Source organism: Cupriavidus necator, from assembly GCF_040578825.1.
GTDB classification, from domain to species: Bacteria; Pseudomonadota; Gammaproteobacteria; order Burkholderiales; family Burkholderiaceae; genus Cupriavidus; species Cupriavidus necator_E.
This window is the reverse complement of record NZ_JBEFLI010000068.1, coordinates 22,463-39,938: the sequence shown is the minus strand read 5'-3', so window position 1 is coordinate 39,938 and position 17,476 is coordinate 22,463. Positions and strand designations below refer to the sequence as shown.

Here is a 17,476-nt window from a genome sequence, read left to right as displayed (position 1 = left end):
AGGCGCGGCATCGAGCACGGGCGACTACGGCGCGGCATCGAGCACGGGCGACTACGGCGCGGCATCGAGCACGGGCAAGCATTCCGTTGCCATGGCGGCTGGCATCCAAGGTCAAGCGATGGCATCCGCTGGTAGCGCCATCGTCCTCTGCTACCGCGACACCGATGCAGATGGCGACGACTACGGTCGCATCGTGCATATCCGGGCTGGCATTGCTGGCAAGGACGTGAAGGCAGACACCTGGTACTCGCTGAGTGCCGATGGTGAGTTCGTTGAAGTGTGAGGGAGCAGGCAATGCAAACCATCGAGATCAAGGGTTACGTCCACGCACGGATCTACTCGTGGGCGCCGGACAAGCCGGAATACCAAGTCTTCGGCAGCGCGGACGTGTCGTGTCTGAACACGGAGAGCACCACGTACACGCTGGTGCAGGAAGTCACCATCGGCTTCGAGGCGCCGGCCATCGACTACCGCACCGTTCGCATCGCGGCGCTGGAGAAGGAGCAGGCCGAGATCCGCGCAAAGCTGGGCAAGCGCATCGCCGAGATCAACGACGAGATCAGCCGCCTTCAGGCCATCGAGTACACCCCGGCGCAGGAGGCAGCATGACCCGCGCTCAGGAAGCGGCAATCGCCCGTGTCTGCGCACACGAATGTTTGCAGCGGGAACTGGTGGAGGCGCTCAGTCTGATGATGGATTGGGCGCGCGAGGTGTCGGATGAATATCTGGATGGAGACCCCGAAGTCCGCCAGCAATTCCGCGACGACATGAACCATGCGCGAGAAGTCCTCGCCAAAGCCCGTGGAGAAGCAGCATGAAACGAACCCTGCAAATCGAAATCGACGGCATCACCCTCACGGTGACCGGCGACCACATCGAGGGCTACGCGCCTTCGTGGACCGATCCGGGTGAGCCGGAGAGTTTCGAGGTCTGGACGCTGACCGATAGCGGTGTAGATGTCCTCCATCTGCACGACGAGAACGAGATCGAGGCTTTGGCGCTCGAAGCGTGCGGCGCTGAGGATGAGTACGCCCGCGACTATGCGGCGGACATGCGGCGCGAGGATGCGCGGATGGGGATGCGATGAGTGATCGAGAACTGTTGGAACTAGCAGCGAAGGCGGCGGGGGTGAAGATCGAACGCTGCTCATGCAGTAATGAGCAATGGCCGTTCAGGTATGCGCCAGGTCAGCCAAAGCGTGGGCACTGGAATCCTCTAGTTTCGGATGGCGACGCGTTGCGGCTGGCGGTGAAGTTGCGACTGCTTGTGGATGTGCCTAGCGAGGGGAACATTCACCAAACCGTTGAGGTGGTTGCGCCATGCGTTCGCAATTTCATTTATGAGCCGTGCGGCACCGACGCTTATGCCGCCACTCGCCGCGCCATTGTGCGCGCTGCAGCAGCAATCGGAGAGAAGCAATGACCAACCTACCGCAAATCGACCCGCGCTTCCTGCGCCACCTCGCCCCCGAGACGCGCGAGGAAATCGCACGGCAGACGGATGAGGAACCGGGCCCGGTGTTCTGGTTCAGCCTGGCGCTCGTGTTTCTGCTGGCTGTGTTCGTGGTGGCGTATCCGATCTGCATGGTGCTGGGCGCCGAAGGAGTGCCGAAATGAAAACTCCAGAAAAGATGATGGACCTGCGCCATGTGCGCACCGGCCTGTCGGCCAACGAAATCAAGCTGGCCATTTTGGAGAGCAGGAGGCTGCAGCAGATCCGCGAGCTGGGCGATGCGTACCTGCTGGCCCCGGCGAATGCGCCGAAGCGCGGCACGTACAACCCCTGGACCGGCCATCGCCTGGCATGACATGGACCGCGACAACGAAGACGCGGCCGAGACACTTAGAGCATATGAGGAACAGAGAGATGAACGCAATCGCAGAAATCAAGCCGCAGGAGGTCATGACGACACCGCGCAATGCAGTGGCTCCGAGCGCGACGCCGGCAGACCTGCTCCGCATCGCAGTGGAGAACGGCGCTGATCTTGACCGCCTGGAAAAGCTGATGGCGCTGCAAGAGCGCTGGGAAGCCAACGAGGCCCGCAAGGCTTACGTGGCCGCGATGACCGCCTTCAAGGCTGAGAAGCTGACGATCTTCAAGGGTAAGAAGGTTGAGTACACCGGCACCAGCTACATGCACGCCGAACTGTCGGACGTGACGGAGGTTATCTGCCCGGCCCTCGCCCGCCACCAGCTCTCGCACCGCTGGGACGTGGCGCAGGACGCTGACCGCATCACCGTAGATTGCGTCATCACCCACGTGCTGGGCCACAGCGAGAAGGTGACGATGCAAGCCATGCCCGACAACAGCGGCAAGAAGAACGCCATCCAGCAGGTTGCGTCGACCATCACCTACCTGCAGCGCTACACCCTGCTCGCGGCAACCGGTGTTGCGACCAAGGGCCAGGACGACGACGCACAAGGCGGCGGCATCGATACCGATCTACTGGCCGAATGGGTCGAGCGCGCGAACGCTGCTATCAATCTGGATGCCCTGCGCGCGACTCGCAAGATGGCCGGCGAGGCATTCAAGGACGCCAACGATCTGGCCGGTTGGAACGCCTTCAAGGTGGTTGCCGACGCCAAAGCAAAGGAACTGCAATGAGCCGCTACATCGTATCCCCGCATCCGCAAGGCACGCCGGAATGGCTCGCAGACCGCTGTGGCAAGGTGACTGGCTCCAACGTTTCGGCCGTGTTCGCCAAGATCAAGAGTGGCGAGGCCGCAGCCCGCGCTGACTACCGGATGCAGCTCGTGCTGGAGCGCCTGACCGGCATCCCGGCAGAAGGGCCGCCGCCCACGGCTGAAATGCGCTGGGGCACCGAGCAAGAGCCGTTCGCCCGCATGGCCTACGAGATCGCCACCGGCCTGACGGTGAATGAATCCGGGTTCTGCTACCTGCCTGACCTGATGGTCGGCTGCAGCGTGGACGGGTTCATAGAGGACGGCGGCCGGGCCGGCATCTGGGAAGGCAAGGCGCCTAAGAGCAAGACGCATATGGCTTATTTGGACGCTGGCGAACTGCCGAGCATCTACGTGCCGCAAGTCGACCACAACCTGTGGGTCACCGGCAAGGAGTTCTGCGACTTCCAGTCCTACGATCCGCGCTTCCCTGAGAAGCTGCAGCGCTTCTGCATCCGGATCGAGCGCGACGAGGCGCGTATCAAGGCCCACGAAGCAGCCGTTCTGCAGTTCCTAGCTGAAGTGGACGAACTCGAATCGAAACTGCGGCAGCGCGCCGCTTAAAGGAAAGCACCATGATTCAACTGTTTGGGCTCGCCCGTCTGGGCCGCGATGCTGAACTGCGCAGCACCAGCAACGGTGACCCCGTCGCAAGCCTCTCCCTCGCCTTCACGTATGGCCGCAAGGGGCAAGACGGAAAGCGTCCTACCCAGTGGGTTGACGGCGCGCTGTGGGGCAAGCTGGCCGAGGCGCTGACGCCGTACCTGACCAAGGGCACGCTGGTGACCGTGACCGTTGAGGACGCCCATATCGAGACGTTCAAGAAGTCGGACGGCACCGAAGGCACGAAGCTGGCTGGCCGCGTGACCGGGATTGACCTCGCTGGTGGTGGCGAACAGCGACAGGCCCCGGCTCCTGCCCCCGCGCCGCGCCAGCAACGCCAGCCGCAGCGCAATGACGGCTTCGAAGACGACCTGGACAAGACGCCCTTCTAACCGACTGCGTTTCCGCGACGCTCTACCACCCGGCACGGGCGTCGCTCTTTTTATACCGAGGCAAGCATGACCGAGAAGAACAAAGAGCGCGAGACGCTGTATTCGGCGGCAATCAATTGCCCGCATGAGATCGACAGCAATCGGATCGTGCTGCACTACGATTCCAAGCAGCCGGGGCATAACGCTCTGGCGCAGTTGGGAAATCGTCTCGATGCCGCGCTGCAAGCTGGCGGGCAGCCGGTGGCGATCCATCAGTGCATGTGTAATGACGATGACGATGCGGAGCACGACCAAAGCGGGAAGTACCTGTGGATGGACGTTAGCAAGGAAGCATTTGAGGCACTGAGGATGCGTTCCGATGTGCGCTCGCGCATCGTCTATTCTGCCCCCGCTACGCCGCTGGCCGAGTCGCGGCAGCGTGTGTCGCTGTCGGATGGCTGGATTCCCGTTGCTGACCACCTGCCGACCGCCGAAAAGGATTATCTAGTTAAGGGCATCAAGCACTCCGGCCTGTATCACGATGTCGCTGGGCTGTTCAACGGCAAATGGATGTCGCAGGTAACGCAGGACGAATGCAAATTCGAGGTGTCGCACTGGATGCCGCTTCCGCCTGCTGATGCCCGCGCATCGTCATCGCAGAAGGTTGAGCTTGACGTTGGGCTCATTTCCCGCGCCATTGTTGACGGCTTTAAAGAGCAATATGACCTGCCGGGAGGTTATCCAGCCGAATCGCATCTGATCGACTGCATAAGTCAGGAAATCGAATCTTCCATCTCCCGCGCATCGTCCTCGCGGGCGGAGGTGGAGATTCCCGCTGCAAAGCCTTTGCCAGACTTGATGCTTGCAACATACCACGAAGCTGTGGGCTGGAATGCTTGCCGTGATGCCATGCTCTCCGCCGCTGAGGCGCCCAAGGGGGATCAGCATGACTGACAAGACCGTTACACAGCGACATGTCGATTTTGCGCGCGCGGTAGTCCAACTCGCCCGCGAGCATGGCTTTGACAATCTGCGCATGAGTTACGGGGAAAGCCTGACGTGGCAATACCAGCATGAGCGGGACCGGAATTGGAATTCCGCCGACGTAACAATGAACTGGCGCGAAGGGCGCCACGGTGACCGCCAAAGACTGAGCATCGAATACCGAGCCGCCGTGACCGTAGAGGAGTCCGCATGATGACCACCCCCGCCACTACCCCAGCAGATGGGGTGACAGATGAGCAAGTAGACGCCGCGCTGGATGCGTTCAACGCATTCCCATGCCCGATGTATGGAGGAATTTCGCGCTCATGGAATAAAGATCAGATGCGCGCTGCGATTGCTGCCGCTCTCGCCACCCCCTCACCGGGGAAGGCGCCGGAGCCGGTGGCGCACTACTGCGAGCACAAACACAGGTGCAAATGGCCTGGAGCGTCGGGGTCGCCTGCGTGGGGCAAAGCAGAGAACCAACTTAGCGAATGGCGCAAGTGGCACGAAAACAAGTGCGGAGGAAGATTGCTTCCGCTCTACGCCTCACCGGGGAAGGCGGAGGCAGAGCGGGCAGAGTGGATGGCGTGCGAATCGCGTCGGCCGTGGGCGGCCAACAGTCTCGCGGAGAAGGCAAAGGAGATGCGCGGTAGAGAAAGACTCTGCCGCAATTCCTTCCGTAAGGAATACATGGGCGAGCCGGCGCGGTATGTCGCGGATGCCTACGGTGAAGCGGCTGCGGTATTCGAAGCGCGACTGGCCGCCATCCAGCAGGAGCGGGACACGCAGTGATGCGGTTCGCCGAATCGCGAAACTGAGCACTCACCGTGAGCAAAGGCCGGAAGTTGCAAACCGAGATTGGTAATGGAACACGCAGTAGAACGAGTATTGGCCGACACAAGAGCGGCATGGTTTGGAGAGGATGAATGATCCGCTACCTTACAATTTCAAAGTTTGCGGCCGAGTCCGGTTACACGGAGAAGGCCATCCGCGCCAAAATCCACGACGGAGCGTGGCCGGAAGGTGTTTGGCTCAAGGCGGCTGATGGCCGGATTCTGATTGATGTGAAGGGGTACGAGGCATGGGTAGAGACGGGAGCGGGGTCAAGAAAGCCTCAGAGAGCAGCATCCAAATCTCGTTCACCTATCGTGGCGTTGAGTGCCGTGAACGGGTTCGTCTCAAGCCCACTCCCGCTAACCTGAAGCGGGCCGAGCAGTGGCGGGCAACCGTCCTGCTCGCCATCGAGCAAGGGACGTTCGTCTACTCGCAGAGCTTCCCGAACTCGCCAAATGCGGCAAGGTTTGCCGAGTACAAGGGCGAGGTGCAGACGGCCGGGGATTATCTGGAGGCGTGGCTGAAGCGTCAGGAGAAACACCTGAAGGTCAGCACCTATGACGGCTACCGGAAGATCGTCAACTACCACCTGATTCCGGAATTCGGCCGGATCAGGCTGGCCGACCTGAAGCGCACGACGGTGCGTGACTGGCTGGACAAGCTGGACTGCACGAACAAGCGCCTGGCGAACATCCAGAGCGTGCTGCGCAAGGCGTTGGATGATGCGGTCGAGGACGAGCTGATCGCGGCGAACCCGCTCTATGGCTGGACGTACCGGAAGCAGGAAGGCCCGAAGGAGGAGGACGACATTGACCCGTTCACCCCGGACGAGCAGCGCGCCATTGTCGACGTCTTGCCCGATCAGGCGGCCAATCTGGTTCGCTTCGCCTTCTGGTCTGGATTGCGCACGTCCGAACTGGTCGCGCTGGACTGGAGCGATGTGGACTGGCGCCGCGGCGTGGTGGTGGTGCGCAGGGCGATGACGCAGACGGCTGAGGCGGCGGAAGACACCAAGACGCGATCGAGCCGGCGCGAGGTCAAGATTCTCCCCCCGGCCCTGACGGCATTGGAGGCCCAGAAGGCTTTCACGTTCCTGGCCGGCAAGGAGGTATTCCAAGATCCCCGCCATGGGGAGCGATGGGTAGGCGATTCCCCGATCCGTATCGTCTGGACCCGAGCACTCAAGAAGGCTAAGGTCCGGTATCGCAAGCCGTACCAGACCCGGCACACCTACGCCTCGATGATGCTCTCAGCCGGCGAGCACCCGATGTGGGTGGCACGGCAGATGGGGCACTCGAATGTGCAGACTACGACGCGGAGCTATGGGCGATGGATGCCGCTTGCAGACCCAGAAGCAGGCGGAAAAGCGGTGGAGAAGTTCGCGGAACCGATGTTGCGATTCCCTGCCGATTCTTCACAGGATTCGACGGTAAACAGCGGGAAATAATCGCTGCCCGCCTGCCCTGTTTCCCTTGTAAATCAAGGGCTTAGTGGCGGAGAGAGGGGGATTCGAACCCCCGCAGGTGCCCGTCGTTGCTGGCTCTGCGGGGTGAGGCTGCGATGTTGTGCCGATTCAATCAGCGGCCACAGCGTCCGCACCCTCATCCGCCTCGATGGACTTGGCACAGTGATCCTTCTCGAACCAGTTGAGCACCTTGCAGAGCAAGCAGCCCCACGCCTTGCCCTCGCGCATGGCTTTGCCGGCCCGGCTGCTGATCGTCTCGTCGGGGTTGCCCGCAAACAGCGCATTGCCGAACTGATCGATGGCGATCAGGATGTTCCAGAAGTAGCGTTTCATCTCACTTCCTCTCGTTCGCTTGGGCCAGCAACTCCGATTTCTTGGCGCTGCCGGCAGTGGATCCGAAGTAGTACGCCACCACCTGCTCTGCCTTGGCCGACAGGTAGCCGATGACCGTGCCGGCGAGGACGGTATCAGCCCGCACCTGGCCGAACAGAACTGCGGCGGCCATGCCAAGGAATCCGCCGATCAGCAGATAGGCCAGCACGCGCGGGGTCTTGTCCTGCACCGACACCTCACGCTTGCGGGCGCTGTCCCGGTCGCCGGCCGCAGTCTGCTCGCTCTGCGTGTCCGCGGCGATCTCTGCCTTGCGCACGTCCGCCGCGATCTGCGCCAGCTCTACCTCCTTCTCCACCAGCGCCGCCTGGAACTGGTAGGCCAGATCCGGGTTGCCCTGGATCGCGGCGAGCGCGGCATCCGGCGTGCTGGTGCCGGTCACCGCCTGCGCGACGCCGACCACCTTGCCGGCGATCTCCTCCGCCTTGGGCCCGGAGATGAGCCCGGCGATCATCGGCGCGAACTGCGCCAGTGCCATCACGATGGGAAGCATCACGCTGCTCCTTTGATGAGGTTTTCCGAGGTGCGGCGGATCCAGCCGCGCGAAAAGGTCGGCCACGGCTTGATGTTGGTCATGTAGACCTGCCGGTAGGCGATGAACCGCATGATGAAGCGCAGCGGGTCGGCGGCCTTCACCGCGGCGATGGTCTTTGGCCCGAGTACCCCGTCAGCCTTGGCGCCGCTGGCCTGCTGCATCCAGAGCACCACCTTGCCGCCGTTGTAGAGCGCATCGAAGCACTGGAACGCCACGCGCGGGTCGTACTCGTCGCAGCGCAGCACGTCCCAATACAGCCGCTTGGCGATCGACTTGGCGCGCTCCACTGGCAGCGACTGCATCGGGCCGGTGTAGCCGTCAGCCCGGGCGACGCGCTGGGTGATGCCCCATCTGGTGGCGCCACCCGGATCCGCTGGGTTGTTCACGTAGCCGCCCTCATGCCCGAGCAGCGCATCGAAGGCGTCATCAAAGCTACTCATCGCTGCGCTCCTTCCAAATCTTCCGCAGCGCGAGGTACAACTGAGCGGCGGTATAAGCGATCGACAGCACCAGCAGGATTCGCGGGAAATTGTCATCGCCCCACGCAAGGGCGGTGATCACCCACGGCGGGCTAACCTTAGCCGCAGTGCTTGCGACAGCAGACGCGGCCCCGCCGCTGATTGGTTCGGACATGTAAGACCCCAAGTGACCCGCTCTGCGGCGGAAATGAAAATGCCCGCTCGGGGCGGGCTGTGGTTGGTTCGTCAACTACTTTGCATCCCCCACTTTGGAGGGATCACGGTATTTCGTGAGGCGATAGAATCAGGGCTCCACAAATGGAGAGCCAGCATGGCCACTAAAGATCTGATGCCGTGCCCGTTTTGCGGTAAGCACGTAGCGTCATTGCAATATGACGTGGATGCTTATCCTGACGCCGAAACGCTAGGTTGGTATGTCGATTGCGACAACGAAACCGCAGACGGTTGCGGAGCCATAGGCCCGACAGCCCGCACGCAGGAAGAAGCCATCGCCGCATGGAACACGCGCGCCACGGCAACTCAATTCAAGGGCTGATCATGACCACCTTTGTTCTCGGCGCCATGTTCGGGGCCATCATCGGCGTTATGGCCATGGCATTCATTGCCAGCGGCAAGTCATCCGAAGAGGACCACTCATGAGCGACAAACCGATCCGCAGCGCGGAGGATGCCGTCAACGACCTACTGACGACCGCTCGCGCCACCACCGTAGGCGATGCACCGGGCCAGTCAGCCCAAGAGGCGCAACGCTACCAGGAGCAGCCCCGGCACCCGCGCTGCGCTGACTGCAAGCACCTCACCTCAAAGCGATTCGAGCGCAGGAGCTTCTTCGGCGACAACTACGTCGACCACAGGAATTTGCGCTGCGGGCTCGGCGGCTTCAGGGTCACGAGGACGGCGGTATGCGATTGCTTCGAGCGCGCGGGTTGATGGCCTTACCCGCCAACAATGATTTTCCAGGTTCCAGCCGCCACGGTGATCGCGCCAGCGGTGTTGTTGGCAATGTAGACCTTCACGGTATTGGCGGCCGTAACAATCGCATCAATGTTTGCGGCCTGCGTGTCGCCGGGAGGTCCGAAAGCCGCGCGCATGCCGAATGCCGCGCCAGTAACCGTCACTGTGAAATCGGTCTTTGCGCCGGCTGCGAGCGGGAAGGATGCTTGCGTCGAATCCACCCGGATAATCGAACGTGCGGACATGCTGGCATTGTCGACCAGCAGTTCAGTGCCAAGTCCTGACGCCAGTGAAATCCCGCGATTGTCGGCAACGTAATTTGCCGCGTTGTCCTTCACGCTCACAATGTAATTAACCAGATTTCCCGCCCTGGTTTCGCTAACCTCATTGTCCCGCACGGTGACGTTCGCAATGCTCACTACGCGAATCAGGGAAATCATGGAAACGCCATCACTTACGCCGCTTAGGTCACCAACATCAAACGCACGATTCCTGCGCACGGACCACGAACGCGCGCCGTATCCTGTATTGATGGTGGCAACGCGGAACGGGCCGCCAATGCAGGTGTTATCCTCGATCTTGCCGAAACAGGTATTGGTGCTGCTGAAATCCGCAGTTGCGAAGTGCCCGCCCTTATACGTCATGGACGAAAGCGGAACGCTGCCACCAGCCACGAGCACGGGGTCTTCGCTGGTATTTTGCGTGAACTCCGCATTACCGCCAGCATAGAAACTCACGTTATTGCAGCCCTTCGCGTAGTTGTGGTGAACGCGAATACGCGTGTTGTACTCCGTCACCCACATTCCGCCAACCTCAGAGTTGGGGCTATTCGAACCAACCGCGCAGCCAATCAGCGTATTGCCAAACACGTCCAAATCATCGTTCGAATTGTTGACGCCGTTGACGCTGTAGAACACTGACGAGGGATTAACCGTGTCACGGGCAAACAAAATTCCAACAGCGTTTGATGCTTCCACGCGGTTCTTGCACACCGAACCGCCCATTGCACCGCCCAGGAAGATGCCGCGCTTCCCGCTGTTGTAGGTCTGGTTGCCCTCGAACACAACATGCTTGGTTCGCTTGATCCCATCCGTTTCTCCGACATATGCCGGGTCATTTCCGGTAAACCAAGTTATCGCAAAACCATCATCACCAGTGTCACGGGCGACGTTGTACAGCATGGCGACGTTACGGCCGCATCCCTCAGCGGTGCTGCCATCCGCCTTCGTGTCGTGGATATAGTTCTTGTAATGCAGAACGTTATTGCACCGTCGCGTCCAAATGCCAGCGGACCAGCTTTTGTCAACTTCGACAAACGCCGTATAGACGCCATCCACACCATCAAAAGACAGCGGGAAATTGTTGTCAGCGCGAGCCGTCGGGGCGTTGGCAAATCCAAGTTTCCCGCCAGGGACAGATGAATAAACCGTGATGTTCTTGGATTGCCCGAACGAAGACGATGACCTGAACTTAAGGATATGCGCTTGCCCAGGCGTCGGGGTGCCAGCGATGTCCAAGCGGATTTCGGCCCCCTTCAGGTCAATTGTCAGGTTCTGCTTGTCAACCACATCAGTCGGCGCGGTGACACGGTAAATGTCACCAGGCCGCCCCTCCACAATCCTGTTGGATTTGAGCGCGCGAAGCACGGCCGCAGTGTCGTCCGCCACTCCATTGCCGACACAACCAGCATCCCGGAACGAGTAAGTGTCATTGGACTTGTCCCGCTGGGTGCGTCCAACAGAATCTGCATGCTCATGCAGAAAGCCCAGCAGTGCTGAGCCCTTCGCCGGGTCGGAGGCATCGGAGAAATCGTCAAGCCGGCTCTTTACCGTGCTGGAGCCATAACCGACCATCGCCGCCCCCTTCGCGGGGTCGGCTGTATTAGCAAGATCGGGGCGGATGCCATTGTCGACCACGTTCGCCGCTTCTGCCGCAGATGTAGCAGCGGCAATCGCGCTCGCGCTTGCGCCTGCCGCTGAAGCGGCGGCGGCCGATGCGGCTGCTTGCGCGTCGTTCTTGGCTATGATGGCATCAGGCGTTACATCACCAGTGTCGCCCTTATCGCCCTTATCGCCGGGGTCGCCTTTGATGTAGTTGCCGATCTGCAGCTCAACAACCTTGGAGGTGTCGACGGCGTCCTGCAGGGAGATCACGAAATCTGCCATTCTTATTCCTTGATGACTTGAACGGGCTCGGGGAGGGTGTAATACGACTTGGCGGACGGCGAGATCAGTTCCGCGACAAGGGTCAGGCGGCCGATCGGATAGCCGATAGTCGGCGCTGGGTTGTCAAGCGTGAAGACGCCCTTTGCGGCGTCCTGAAACGCCGCATCCAGTTCCACGAACACGGTGCCGTCTGCCGGGTAACGCAGCCAGCCGCGCACGTTCCAGCCGGTGCAGTCGGTGGCCTGGCCGTCAGAGATCACGGCGCCGACCTTGGAGAAGTCGCGGCCCTGTACGATGGTTAGCATTGGCGCCCCTTTAGGTCTTCTGGATGAAGCAAAGGGCGTAGTACGGCGGGCGGTTTTCGTGCGCTTGGCCGCTGCCTGCATTCTGGATGCTGATGCCGGTGGAATTGCCGTAGACGGCAACGCCAGTGCCGGAGGCGTTGAGCCAAATTCCGGTGCCAGATCCTTGCGTGCCCATGTTGGCGTAGGCGCCGGAGGTGAACGACGAATTCACCTGCGCCGGGGCCGAACCGCCAGAGTTTGCCGTGGTGATCAGGTGGTTGTGGCCCGGATCGTTGACGCCATGGTTGTGGCCAGGGTCGTAGACGCTGTGCGCGTGCGTCGGGTCATTGACGCCGTGGGTATGCACCGGCATCTGATTCCACGACAGCGTGACCGTATCGGCGCCGCCCGTAGCGCCAGGGGCATACGAGCTACCCGCCCCCACCACGAATCGGTTGCGCAGGTCAGGCGTGCCGCTAGTGCCGTCGCACAGCTTCCAGCCGGCAGGGATCGATGCAACGCTGCCGCTCCACATCAGGATCACGCCGGCAGGGATGGTCGCCGAAATGGCTGGGGCGATGGAGTTCGAAACCTGCTTCAGAATCGCCGCATGGGCGCGCAGATAGTCGTCCAGATTCGGGCCGACGCTCTCGCCCCCGGTCGGGGAGTTGTTGGCCGCTACCGGGTCGAGATCGGCTATAGTGGTTGGTACTGGCATTCGCTCTCACCAAAAGAAAAAGCCGCCCGGAGGCGGCTTGTTTATCACATGAGTCTTGAACTCGCTTACTTGCTGGTGTTCAACCCAGGCACGATCATGTTTATCGTGGGGTTCGTTCGCGGCTATCGAGAGTACCGGGCAGAGCAAGCGAAGCCGGCAGCAGAGAGCGGATCAACGGATTGGGTCTTGGTTGATTCAGACCCAACGCAGCCGCCATCTGCGGCGACATCCCCGCAGAGCCTGCCATCGCCTGACGAACAGCAGCCTCATTTGCCGTCTTCGCGAGGTTGTTCGCGCCGGCATTGACCGCGGCTCCGGCCATCCCGAGCGTGCCCCTGTCAATCATCCGGAAGATCGGGCTTCCCGTGACCTTCAGCAGCATGTTCGCCAAGTCTGAACCCGTATTCGAGCGGTTCACGGCGGAATCCTTCACATCGAAGCGCGCATCCTTGGCTGCCGCGGCGATGTCCTTCAGCTTGGCCAGGCCCTCGCGCCCGTAGATCACGGCCAACTTGCGCTCGCCAATCTGCTTGATTGCCCTGTCGAGCCCGACGCCAGTGATTGCCTTGCGCTCCGGATCGCCGCTGTAGGCGGCATCCATCAGCCACTTCGCTGCGGCGCTGCGCACCGAGCCGCCCGCGCCCATCTGATCCAGCGTGCCGAGTGTGCGCGACAGGTCGGCGGCGCTCGTGCTCTTGCTCAGAACCTGCGTGTCAAACCAGCGTTCCGGCGCGATGTTACCGTTCACGATGGCATCCAGCGGGCGCGGCTTGAATGTGTTGAAGCGCTGACTGGCGGCCTCGCGAGCCGTCTTCAGCAGTGCGCCGGTATCGGCCGACTCTGCACCCGACATCATGGCGTTATCGATCGACTTGCCCAACTGCGTCAGTGCGGCAGTCTGCGAACGGTTCGCCGGGTTGATGTTGTTGCCGATGAGGCGCTTGAGCGTGTCGGCCTCCTGCACCGTGAACAGCGTGCGGCCCTTCTGCGTCGGGTCGGTGAAGCCGAAAGCGGTCAAGCGCTCCATCACGTCGCCGGGAATCTGGCCCTTGCCGTACTCGCGGGCGATGTTGCCGTAAGCGTCAGCCACCTGCTGCCCCGGCACTGCGGCATACGGGTTGCCGGCGCGGTAGGCGTCATAGAGCGAATCGACCTGCTTGCCGGTCGAGTCCCAGGCGTTGCGGACAGCGCTGGTCACCGCATCGCCTGCGTCGCTACCACTCAGCAGCGATGCCGGCTTCGCCCCCTTGCCGCCAAGCGCCGCCAGTTCGTTGCCAAGCGCGTCATCCACGCTGCTGTAGCGCTCCACCAGCGGCTGGCCGATGCCCCCTTCCAGCTTCGACAGGCGCTTTTCCTGCGCCCATGCATACGGATCGCGCGACACCATGGCCGACGTAGGCGAAACGCCGAGCGACTTGAAGCGGGCGAGGCGCACCAGCGAGGCCGGATCAACCGTCTGCCCTGCAGTGGCGGCGTCCGTCGCTGCCTTGCGCAGCGCGCTCTTCACGTCCGCGTCCAGTTTGGCGAAGTCCACGCCCTCACCGAGCAGCGTCTTCGTCAGCCCCTGGTCGACAAGCGTATTGGCCGTGACTGGCGCGGCGGATTGCGGCGCAACGTAGCCAACCGGGGCCGCAGCGGGGCGGGTTGCAACGTCCTTGGCCTTGGCTGCAGCACGCCCAGCAGCGCGGCCGACCTTCTCCGCGGCTGCCCCGGCGCTACCGCCAACCATGCCGCCGACGACGCCAGCGGCAACCTGTCCAGGCACACCCCAATCGCTCTGCGCGGCCAATTCCGACGCGCCAGCCGCCGACGAGCCGCCCAGCACCTGCGAACCTGCGTTCTTCGTCATGCCGGTGGCGACGGCTTTGCCCATATCCGTTACCGGCTTTGCTTTGCCCGCTAGGCCGGTCGGGAGCGCCGCCGAATAGCCGCCAGCGGCTACCCTGTTGGAAAACTTCTCCCGATCCGTTTCCGGCGTCGGAAATACAGCATCAATGCCGCGGGTAAGCGTCTGGCTCAGCGGCGGGAGATTCGCGCCGAACAGGTTCGCGGTAGCATTCAGCGGGTCGCCCAGCATGCCGAGCAGCTCCGCGCCGGCCTGCACCGGGGCGCGCAGGGAAAGTCCGACCTGGCGCGCTAGTTCCTGGCCCGTCGTGCGCTGGGGCGCAACGGGTTGCTGCTGTTTTGGTGCGGCGGCAGGCTGCACCGGGGCTGCTACCGGCTCTGCAGGCGCTTGCTGCGAGAACTGCTGCGCAAGCGCCGCCCACTCATCGCCGCCCTGCTCCTTTGGCTTCTCCGCTTGGCTGTATTGCTTCGCGAGTGCCGCCCATTCGTCATTGTTGCTGGTCATGCTCGCCGGCCTCATGTTTCCCTGTTGATACATCGCCACCATGCCGCTGTTCGGCTCGGAATCCGAGCGGATGCCCATGGCCCGACGTGCCGTGGCAGCGGCGCCGGTCAGTTTCCGCACATAATCCGGGTCTTCGGCATAGCCGCCTTGCTTCAATGCGGTGGCGTACTTCATCGCATCGGCGCCAGCACCAACCGCGCCCGGATAGCGACGACCAATGAGGCCAGTGAAATCAGATCCGAATGCCTCCGGCGTGCCATATGCCCGATATGCGTCATTCGAGCCGGTCATGTTGTCGACCGCACGGACACCACCGCCCGACAAATCCTTGATGTTGCCCAGGTTATTCGTGCCGGGGACAACAGAGCGTCCCCAGCCCGTCTCGAGCCCCCATTGGCCGAGCAGAATGTCCGGATTGACGCCGAGATCGGCGCCAACCTTGATCGCCATCGGCCCATACTGGCGCGCGAACTCCCGCGGGCTTGCCATTACTTGGCGCCCCACTTCTGCAGGATCGGATCGCTCCAGATCGAGCCCTGAATCTTGCGCCACTCACGGTCGATGCGCTGCAGATCACCGGATTTCTGCGCCAAGGGGAGTGCCGACTCATAGAAAGCGGCCTTGCGCTGCTCCCGATTGGCCTTGGCTTGGGCAAAGTCCATGATGAAGGCGTTCGCCTCCGGCGTATTGGAGAGCTTGGCGAAGGTCTGCGTCGCGCGGGTGGCGTCGCCTTCCGTCTGAGGCCCTGCCTGCGCCTTCAGCGTCGTCAACAAGCGATCCATCGCCACAGATTGGAACTTCTGCGCGTTGCCGGCGAGCACTTCCGCGCTCTTTGGGGCGATGCCAAGGCTCGTCAGTACACCAGCCGCAGTCGCTTTGGCTTCGGTGCCCCAGCCAGTCTCAAGCGGGATGCTGCGCAGAGCCGTAATGCTTGCGGTCATGTCCCCTGCGGCGCGACCGGCATCGATCACCGGCTGATAGCTGTGCTTCAAGAAGTTGTCATTGACCGCCGTGGCCGCGCCTTGGACCACAGGGCTTTGCGTCGTGCCAAAGCCGCCGCCTGCGGGCGAGGGCGCCCCACCCATACCCGACATCTGTCGCAGGTACTGCGCCGCCTGAGCGCGCGGCATCATGACGGTACCGCCTTGGCCGTCAGGCACTGCGACGAGGTCATAGCCAGCCTTTGCGGCCTCCTGCGCTTGGGCCGTGGCGCCAGCCAATTGCCCTGTCGCTTGTACCGAGCCCGGCAGCGCGCTGACAACGCCATTGTTGATGGTCAGATTGTTGTCGAGCTTCGGCACGTAGGTTTCCTGCCCGGTCGACAGGTCACGGTAGGTCGCGCCAGGATCGCGCTTCACGCCTTCCTTGTTCGCCTTGTAGATGTCCCATGCCTTGTCGATGCCGGGCACGCCAAGCACAGCGGCGCGCGCAAAGTCCTCGGGCGTGCGTTGTAGCAGCCCGCCTTGCTGCGGCGCCGAAGCGGCTTGCGGTGCCGCGCCATAGCCATTCATGCCGAACGTTCCGGGAAGCTGGAAAGTCGGCAGCGCGCTAGGGCTGACCGGCGCAGCGGCAGCCGGAGCCGCGCCACCACCATTCAGCCAGTCCATCTGCGCCTGCTTCTGCGCCATCGCCTGCCGAAGCTGCGCCATCTGCAGCTTCTTGTACTCATCCTGCTGTTGCTGATCCAGCGTGCCGCGGTACGCCTGCATGCCAGCCAGCCCGCCCGCGCCAATCGCCGGCCCTGCATTGCGCTGGTTGTTGTTCGCCAGGATGCCGAGGCCAGCCGCCAGCAGCCCAGCCCGCGAAGCCTGGTCTTGGTCGGTGGTGCCACCGAGAAGGAAGTCAAAGCCAGCCATAGTTACCCCGTAATCGGACCACGCAGAATCATCGGCACTGGCTGCTGAGTCTGCGAAAGATTGCTGTTGCTGCGCGCCAGGCTGTTGAACAGCTTGCCGGTATTGCCGCCGCCATCATCAACAGGAGGCATCGGTGCCGCGCCTTGCGGCTGTTGCTGCTGCTGCGATTGGTTGTAGAGGTTGTAGCCGCGGCGCGCCATATCGAGATAGTTGACGCCCTGCGCCGGGTTCATCATCAGGCCGCCAGCCGCACCCGCACCAGTAATCGAGCCAGTACCAGCCGCACCACCGAAAGCACCAAGGCCGCCAGCCGCGCCGCCATACGAGGCAGGCACGACAGCACCACTGAATACGCCAGGCAGCACGGTAGAACTCACGCCGCCGCCATAGCCAGCCGCGCCGATCCCGGTTGTACCCATACCACCAGCGGCACCGCCAGCAGCACCAGCACCGCCAGCCCCAGGAAGCGCAGGCGCCGCAAAGATCGCACCAATCGCCGTGCCGATCGCTGATGCAGGCTTGTTCTTGACTACGTCGCCAATCTCATCGACAAAGCCAATCCTCCGGACGGGGTTGATCGTCTCGTCTACCTTGTCGAATGGCGCCACCACCTTGGACAGCATCTCATTCGACCAAGTCGGGATCTTGTTGCTGGTCAGGTCAACCCACTTGTCACCGGCAATCATGGCAATGGGATCGGTGTACTTCTGGAACGCGCCGCCGAGAATCCCGAGCGGCGACGAGTGATCCCCATCCCCGAAGGAGTTGTAGAACGCATCGCCAACGCTATCAAACAGGCCCATTT

25 protein-coding genes and 1 pseudogene are annotated in these 17,476 nt (G+C 62.3%); 16 read left to right on the top strand and 10 right to left on the bottom strand.

Features of this window, described 5'->3' with window-relative positions:
• The 14 genes and pseudogenes from AB1I47_RS26725 to AB1I47_RS26660 form a co-directional block, all read left to right on the top strand.
• A pseudogene (locus tag AB1I47_RS26725) lies at positions 1-283 on the top strand (DUF7666 domain-containing protein); the annotation flags it as partial.
• An 11-nt stretch (positions 284-294) separates the two neighbouring features.
• On the top strand, positions 295-609 hold the full coding sequence (locus tag AB1I47_RS26720) for a hypothetical protein (RefSeq protein WP_354686715.1): 315 nt from the start codon (positions 295-297) through the stop codon (positions 607-609).
• Entirely contained in the window at positions 606-818 is a 213-nt protein-coding gene (locus tag AB1I47_RS26715) for a hypothetical protein (RefSeq protein WP_354686714.1), read from the top strand. Before AB1I47_RS26720 ends, AB1I47_RS26715 begins: the two co-directional genes overlap by 4 nt.
• Entirely contained in the window at positions 815-1,087 is a 273-nt protein-coding gene (locus AB1I47_RS26710; protein WP_354686713.1) for a hypothetical protein, read from the top strand. The genes AB1I47_RS26715 and AB1I47_RS26710 overlap by 4 nt, the downstream gene beginning before the upstream one ends.
• Positions 1,084-1,422: a hypothetical protein gene (locus tag AB1I47_RS26705; protein WP_354686712.1), complete on the top strand. Its 339-nt coding sequence runs from the start codon at positions 1,084-1,086 to the stop codon at positions 1,420-1,422. The genes AB1I47_RS26710 and AB1I47_RS26705 overlap by 4 nt, the downstream gene beginning before the upstream one ends.
• Entirely contained in the window at positions 1,419-1,616 is a 198-nt protein-coding gene (locus tag AB1I47_RS26700) for a hypothetical protein (RefSeq protein WP_354686711.1), read from the top strand. The genes AB1I47_RS26705 and AB1I47_RS26700 overlap by 4 nt, the downstream gene beginning before the upstream one ends.
• Positions 1,613-1,807 carry a hypothetical protein gene (locus AB1I47_RS26695; protein ID WP_354686710.1) on the top strand — a complete coding sequence of 65 codons (195 nt, stop codon included), beginning with the start codon at positions 1,613-1,615 and terminating at the stop codon, positions 1,805-1,807. Before AB1I47_RS26700 ends, AB1I47_RS26695 begins: the two co-directional genes overlap by 4 nt.
• A gap of 59 nt (positions 1,808-1,866) precedes the next feature.
• Entirely contained in the window at positions 1,867-2,604 is a 738-nt protein-coding gene (locus AB1I47_RS26690; protein ID WP_354686709.1) for an ERF family protein, read from the top strand.
• On the top strand, positions 2,601-3,245 hold the full coding sequence (locus AB1I47_RS26685) for a lambda exonuclease family protein (protein ID WP_354686708.1): 645 nt from the start codon (positions 2,601-2,603) through the stop codon (positions 3,243-3,245). Before AB1I47_RS26690 ends, AB1I47_RS26685 begins: the two co-directional genes overlap by 4 nt.
• Positions 3,246-3,256: 11 nt before the next feature.
• Positions 3,257-3,676: a single-stranded DNA-binding protein gene (locus tag AB1I47_RS26680; RefSeq protein ID WP_354686707.1), complete on the top strand. Its 420-nt coding sequence runs from the start codon at positions 3,257-3,259 to the stop codon at positions 3,674-3,676.
• Positions 3,677-3,742: 66 nt separating this feature from the next.
• Entirely contained in the window at positions 3,743-4,609 is an 867-nt protein-coding gene (locus AB1I47_RS26675; protein WP_354686706.1) for a DUF551 domain-containing protein, read from the top strand.
• Complete coding sequence (locus AB1I47_RS26670) at positions 4,602-4,853, top strand: hypothetical protein (RefSeq protein WP_354686705.1); 252 nt, start codon at positions 4,602-4,604, stop codon at positions 4,851-4,853. Before AB1I47_RS26675 ends, AB1I47_RS26670 begins: the two co-directional genes overlap by 8 nt.
• On the top strand, positions 4,850-5,434 hold the full coding sequence (locus tag AB1I47_RS26665; protein WP_354686704.1) for a hypothetical protein: 585 nt from the start codon (positions 4,850-4,852) through the stop codon (positions 5,432-5,434). Before AB1I47_RS26670 ends, AB1I47_RS26665 begins: the two co-directional genes overlap by 4 nt.
• 289 nt (positions 5,435-5,723) lie before the next feature.
• A complete protein-coding gene (locus AB1I47_RS26660; protein WP_354686703.1) occupies positions 5,724-6,923 on the top strand; it encodes an Arm DNA-binding domain-containing protein in 1,200 nt (399 codons plus the stop codon).
• Positions 6,924-7,049: 126 nt separating this feature from the next.
• On the opposite strand, the gene AB1I47_RS26655 is transcribed toward AB1I47_RS26660, so the two are convergent.
• Genes AB1I47_RS26655 through AB1I47_RS26640 form a run of 4 tightly spaced genes read right to left on the bottom strand, consistent with a single transcriptional unit; the run spans position 7,050 to position 8,499 of the window.
• Positions 7,050-7,274 (bottom strand): hypothetical protein, encoded by a 225-nt coding sequence (locus AB1I47_RS26655; protein WP_354686702.1) that lies wholly within the window; start codon positions 7,272-7,274, stop codon positions 7,050-7,052.
• Between the two features lies 1 nt (position 7,275).
• On the bottom strand, positions 7,276-7,824 hold the full coding sequence (locus AB1I47_RS26650) for a hypothetical protein (protein WP_354686701.1): 549 nt from the start codon (positions 7,822-7,824) through the stop codon (positions 7,276-7,278).
• Complete coding sequence (locus AB1I47_RS26645) at positions 7,824-8,306, bottom strand: glycoside hydrolase family 108 protein (RefSeq protein WP_354686700.1); 483 nt, start codon at positions 8,304-8,306, stop codon at positions 7,824-7,826. Before AB1I47_RS26645 ends, AB1I47_RS26650 begins: the two co-directional genes overlap by 1 nt.
• Positions 8,299-8,499: a hypothetical protein gene (locus AB1I47_RS26640; protein ID WP_354686699.1), complete on the bottom strand. Its 201-nt coding sequence runs from the start codon at positions 8,497-8,499 to the stop codon at positions 8,299-8,301. The genes AB1I47_RS26645 and AB1I47_RS26640 overlap by 8 nt, the downstream gene beginning before the upstream one ends.
• Positions 8,500-8,655: 156 nt before the next feature.
• Here AB1I47_RS26640 and AB1I47_RS26635 point away from each other — a divergent pair, with 156 nt between their 5' ends.
• On the top strand, positions 8,656-8,880 hold the full coding sequence (locus tag AB1I47_RS26635) for a Lar family restriction alleviation protein (RefSeq protein WP_354686698.1): 225 nt from the start codon (positions 8,656-8,658) through the stop codon (positions 8,878-8,880).
• Positions 8,881-8,980: 100 nt separating this feature from the next.
• Positions 8,981-9,274: a hypothetical protein gene (locus AB1I47_RS26630; RefSeq protein ID WP_354686697.1), complete on the top strand. Its 294-nt coding sequence runs from the start codon at positions 8,981-8,983 to the stop codon at positions 9,272-9,274.
• 5 nt (positions 9,275-9,279) lie between these two features.
• Here the strand turns inward: AB1I47_RS26630 and AB1I47_RS26625 are convergent, their stop codons facing one another.
• From AB1I47_RS26625 to AB1I47_RS26600, 6 genes are all read right to left on the bottom strand, one after another.
• Positions 9,280-11,463: a hypothetical protein gene (locus AB1I47_RS26625; RefSeq protein WP_354686696.1), complete on the bottom strand. Its 2,184-nt coding sequence runs from the start codon at positions 11,461-11,463 to the stop codon at positions 9,280-9,282.
• A 2-nt stretch (positions 11,464-11,465) separates the two neighbouring features.
• On the bottom strand, positions 11,466-11,768 hold the full coding sequence (locus tag AB1I47_RS26620; RefSeq protein ID WP_354686695.1) for a hypothetical protein: 303 nt from the start codon (positions 11,766-11,768) through the stop codon (positions 11,466-11,468).
• A gap of 10 nt (positions 11,769-11,778) precedes the next feature.
• Positions 11,779-12,465: a hypothetical protein gene (locus AB1I47_RS26615; RefSeq protein WP_354686694.1), complete on the bottom strand. Its 687-nt coding sequence runs from the start codon at positions 12,463-12,465 to the stop codon at positions 11,779-11,781.
• A gap of 100 nt (positions 12,466-12,565) precedes the next feature.
• Positions 12,566-15,265 carry a glucosaminidase domain-containing protein gene (locus AB1I47_RS26610; RefSeq protein ID WP_354686693.1) on the bottom strand — a complete coding sequence of 900 codons (2,700 nt, stop codon included), beginning with the start codon at positions 15,263-15,265 and terminating at the stop codon, positions 12,566-12,568.
• Between the two features lie 38 nt (positions 15,266-15,303).
• Positions 15,304-16,671 (bottom strand): hypothetical protein, encoded by a 1,368-nt coding sequence (locus AB1I47_RS26605; protein ID WP_354686692.1) that lies wholly within the window; start codon positions 16,669-16,671, stop codon positions 15,304-15,306.
• A gap of 2 nt (positions 16,672-16,673) precedes the next feature.
• A complete protein-coding gene (locus AB1I47_RS26600) occupies positions 16,674-17,474 on the bottom strand; it encodes a hypothetical protein (RefSeq protein ID WP_354686691.1) in 801 nt (266 codons plus the stop codon).
• Positions 17,475-17,476: the final 2 nt, after the last annotated feature.

Excerpts from the sequence above, each read along its gene's own strand:
- AB1I47_RS26720 (WP_354686715.1), top strand. The coding sequence starts at position 295 with ATGCAAACCATCGAGATCAAGGGTTACGTCCACGCACGGATCTACTCG.
- AB1I47_RS26715 (WP_354686714.1), top strand. The coding sequence starts at position 606 with ATGACCCGCGCTCAGGAAGCGGCAATCGCCCGTGTCTGCGCACACGAA.
- AB1I47_RS26710 (WP_354686713.1), top strand. The coding sequence starts at position 815 with ATGAAACGAACCCTGCAAATCGAAATCGACGGCATCACCCTCACGGTG.
- AB1I47_RS26705 (WP_354686712.1), top strand. The coding sequence starts at position 1,084 with ATGAGTGATCGAGAACTGTTGGAACTAGCAGCGAAGGCGGCGGGGGTG.
- AB1I47_RS26700 (WP_354686711.1), top strand. The coding sequence starts at position 1,419 with ATGACCAACCTACCGCAAATCGACCCGCGCTTCCTGCGCCACCTCGCC.
- AB1I47_RS26695 (WP_354686710.1), top strand. The coding sequence starts at position 1,613 with ATGAAAACTCCAGAAAAGATGATGGACCTGCGCCATGTGCGCACCGGC.
- AB1I47_RS26690 (WP_354686709.1), top strand. The coding sequence starts at position 1,867 with ATGAACGCAATCGCAGAAATCAAGCCGCAGGAGGTCATGACGACACCG.
- AB1I47_RS26685 (WP_354686708.1), top strand. The coding sequence starts at position 2,601 with ATGAGCCGCTACATCGTATCCCCGCATCCGCAAGGCACGCCGGAATGG.
- AB1I47_RS26680 (WP_354686707.1), top strand. The coding sequence starts at position 3,257 with ATGATTCAACTGTTTGGGCTCGCCCGTCTGGGCCGCGATGCTGAACTG.
- AB1I47_RS26675 (WP_354686706.1), top strand. The coding sequence starts at position 3,743 with ATGACCGAGAAGAACAAAGAGCGCGAGACGCTGTATTCGGCGGCAATC.
- AB1I47_RS26670 (WP_354686705.1), top strand. The coding sequence starts at position 4,602 with ATGACTGACAAGACCGTTACACAGCGACATGTCGATTTTGCGCGCGCG.
- AB1I47_RS26665 (WP_354686704.1), top strand. The coding sequence starts at position 4,850 with ATGATGACCACCCCCGCCACTACCCCAGCAGATGGGGTGACAGATGAG.
- AB1I47_RS26660 (WP_354686703.1), top strand. The coding sequence starts at position 5,724 with ATGGGTAGAGACGGGAGCGGGGTCAAGAAAGCCTCAGAGAGCAGCATC.
- AB1I47_RS26655 (WP_354686702.1), bottom strand. The coding sequence starts at position 7,274 with ATGAAACGCTACTTCTGGAACATCCTGATCGCCATCGATCAGTTCGGC.
- AB1I47_RS26650 (WP_354686701.1), bottom strand. The coding sequence starts at position 7,824 with ATGCTTCCCATCGTGATGGCACTGGCGCAGTTCGCGCCGATGATCGCC.
- AB1I47_RS26645 (WP_354686700.1), bottom strand. The coding sequence starts at position 8,306 with ATGAGTAGCTTTGATGACGCCTTCGATGCGCTGCTCGGGCATGAGGGC.
- AB1I47_RS26640 (WP_354686699.1), bottom strand. The coding sequence starts at position 8,499 with ATGTCCGAACCAATCAGCGGCGGGGCCGCGTCTGCTGTCGCAAGCACT.
- AB1I47_RS26635 (WP_354686698.1), top strand. The coding sequence starts at position 8,656 with ATGGCCACTAAAGATCTGATGCCGTGCCCGTTTTGCGGTAAGCACGTA.
- AB1I47_RS26630 (WP_354686697.1), top strand. The coding sequence starts at position 8,981 with ATGAGCGACAAACCGATCCGCAGCGCGGAGGATGCCGTCAACGACCTA.
- AB1I47_RS26625 (WP_354686696.1), bottom strand. The coding sequence starts at position 11,463 with ATGGCAGATTTCGTGATCTCCCTGCAGGACGCCGTCGACACCTCCAAG.
- AB1I47_RS26620 (WP_354686695.1), bottom strand. The coding sequence starts at position 11,768 with ATGCTAACCATCGTACAGGGCCGCGACTTCTCCAAGGTCGGCGCCGTG.
- AB1I47_RS26615 (WP_354686694.1), bottom strand. The coding sequence starts at position 12,465 with ATGCCAGTACCAACCACTATAGCCGATCTCGACCCGGTAGCGGCCAAC.
- AB1I47_RS26610 (WP_354686693.1), bottom strand. The coding sequence starts at position 15,265 with ATGGCGATCAAGGTTGGCGCCGATCTCGGCGTCAATCCGGACATTCTG.
- AB1I47_RS26605 (WP_354686692.1), bottom strand. The coding sequence starts at position 16,671 with ATGGCTGGCTTTGACTTCCTTCTCGGTGGCACCACCGACCAAGACCAG.
- AB1I47_RS26600 (WP_354686691.1), bottom strand. The coding sequence starts at position 17,474 with ATGGGCCTGTTTGATAGCGTTGGCGATGCGTTCTACAACTCCTTCGGG.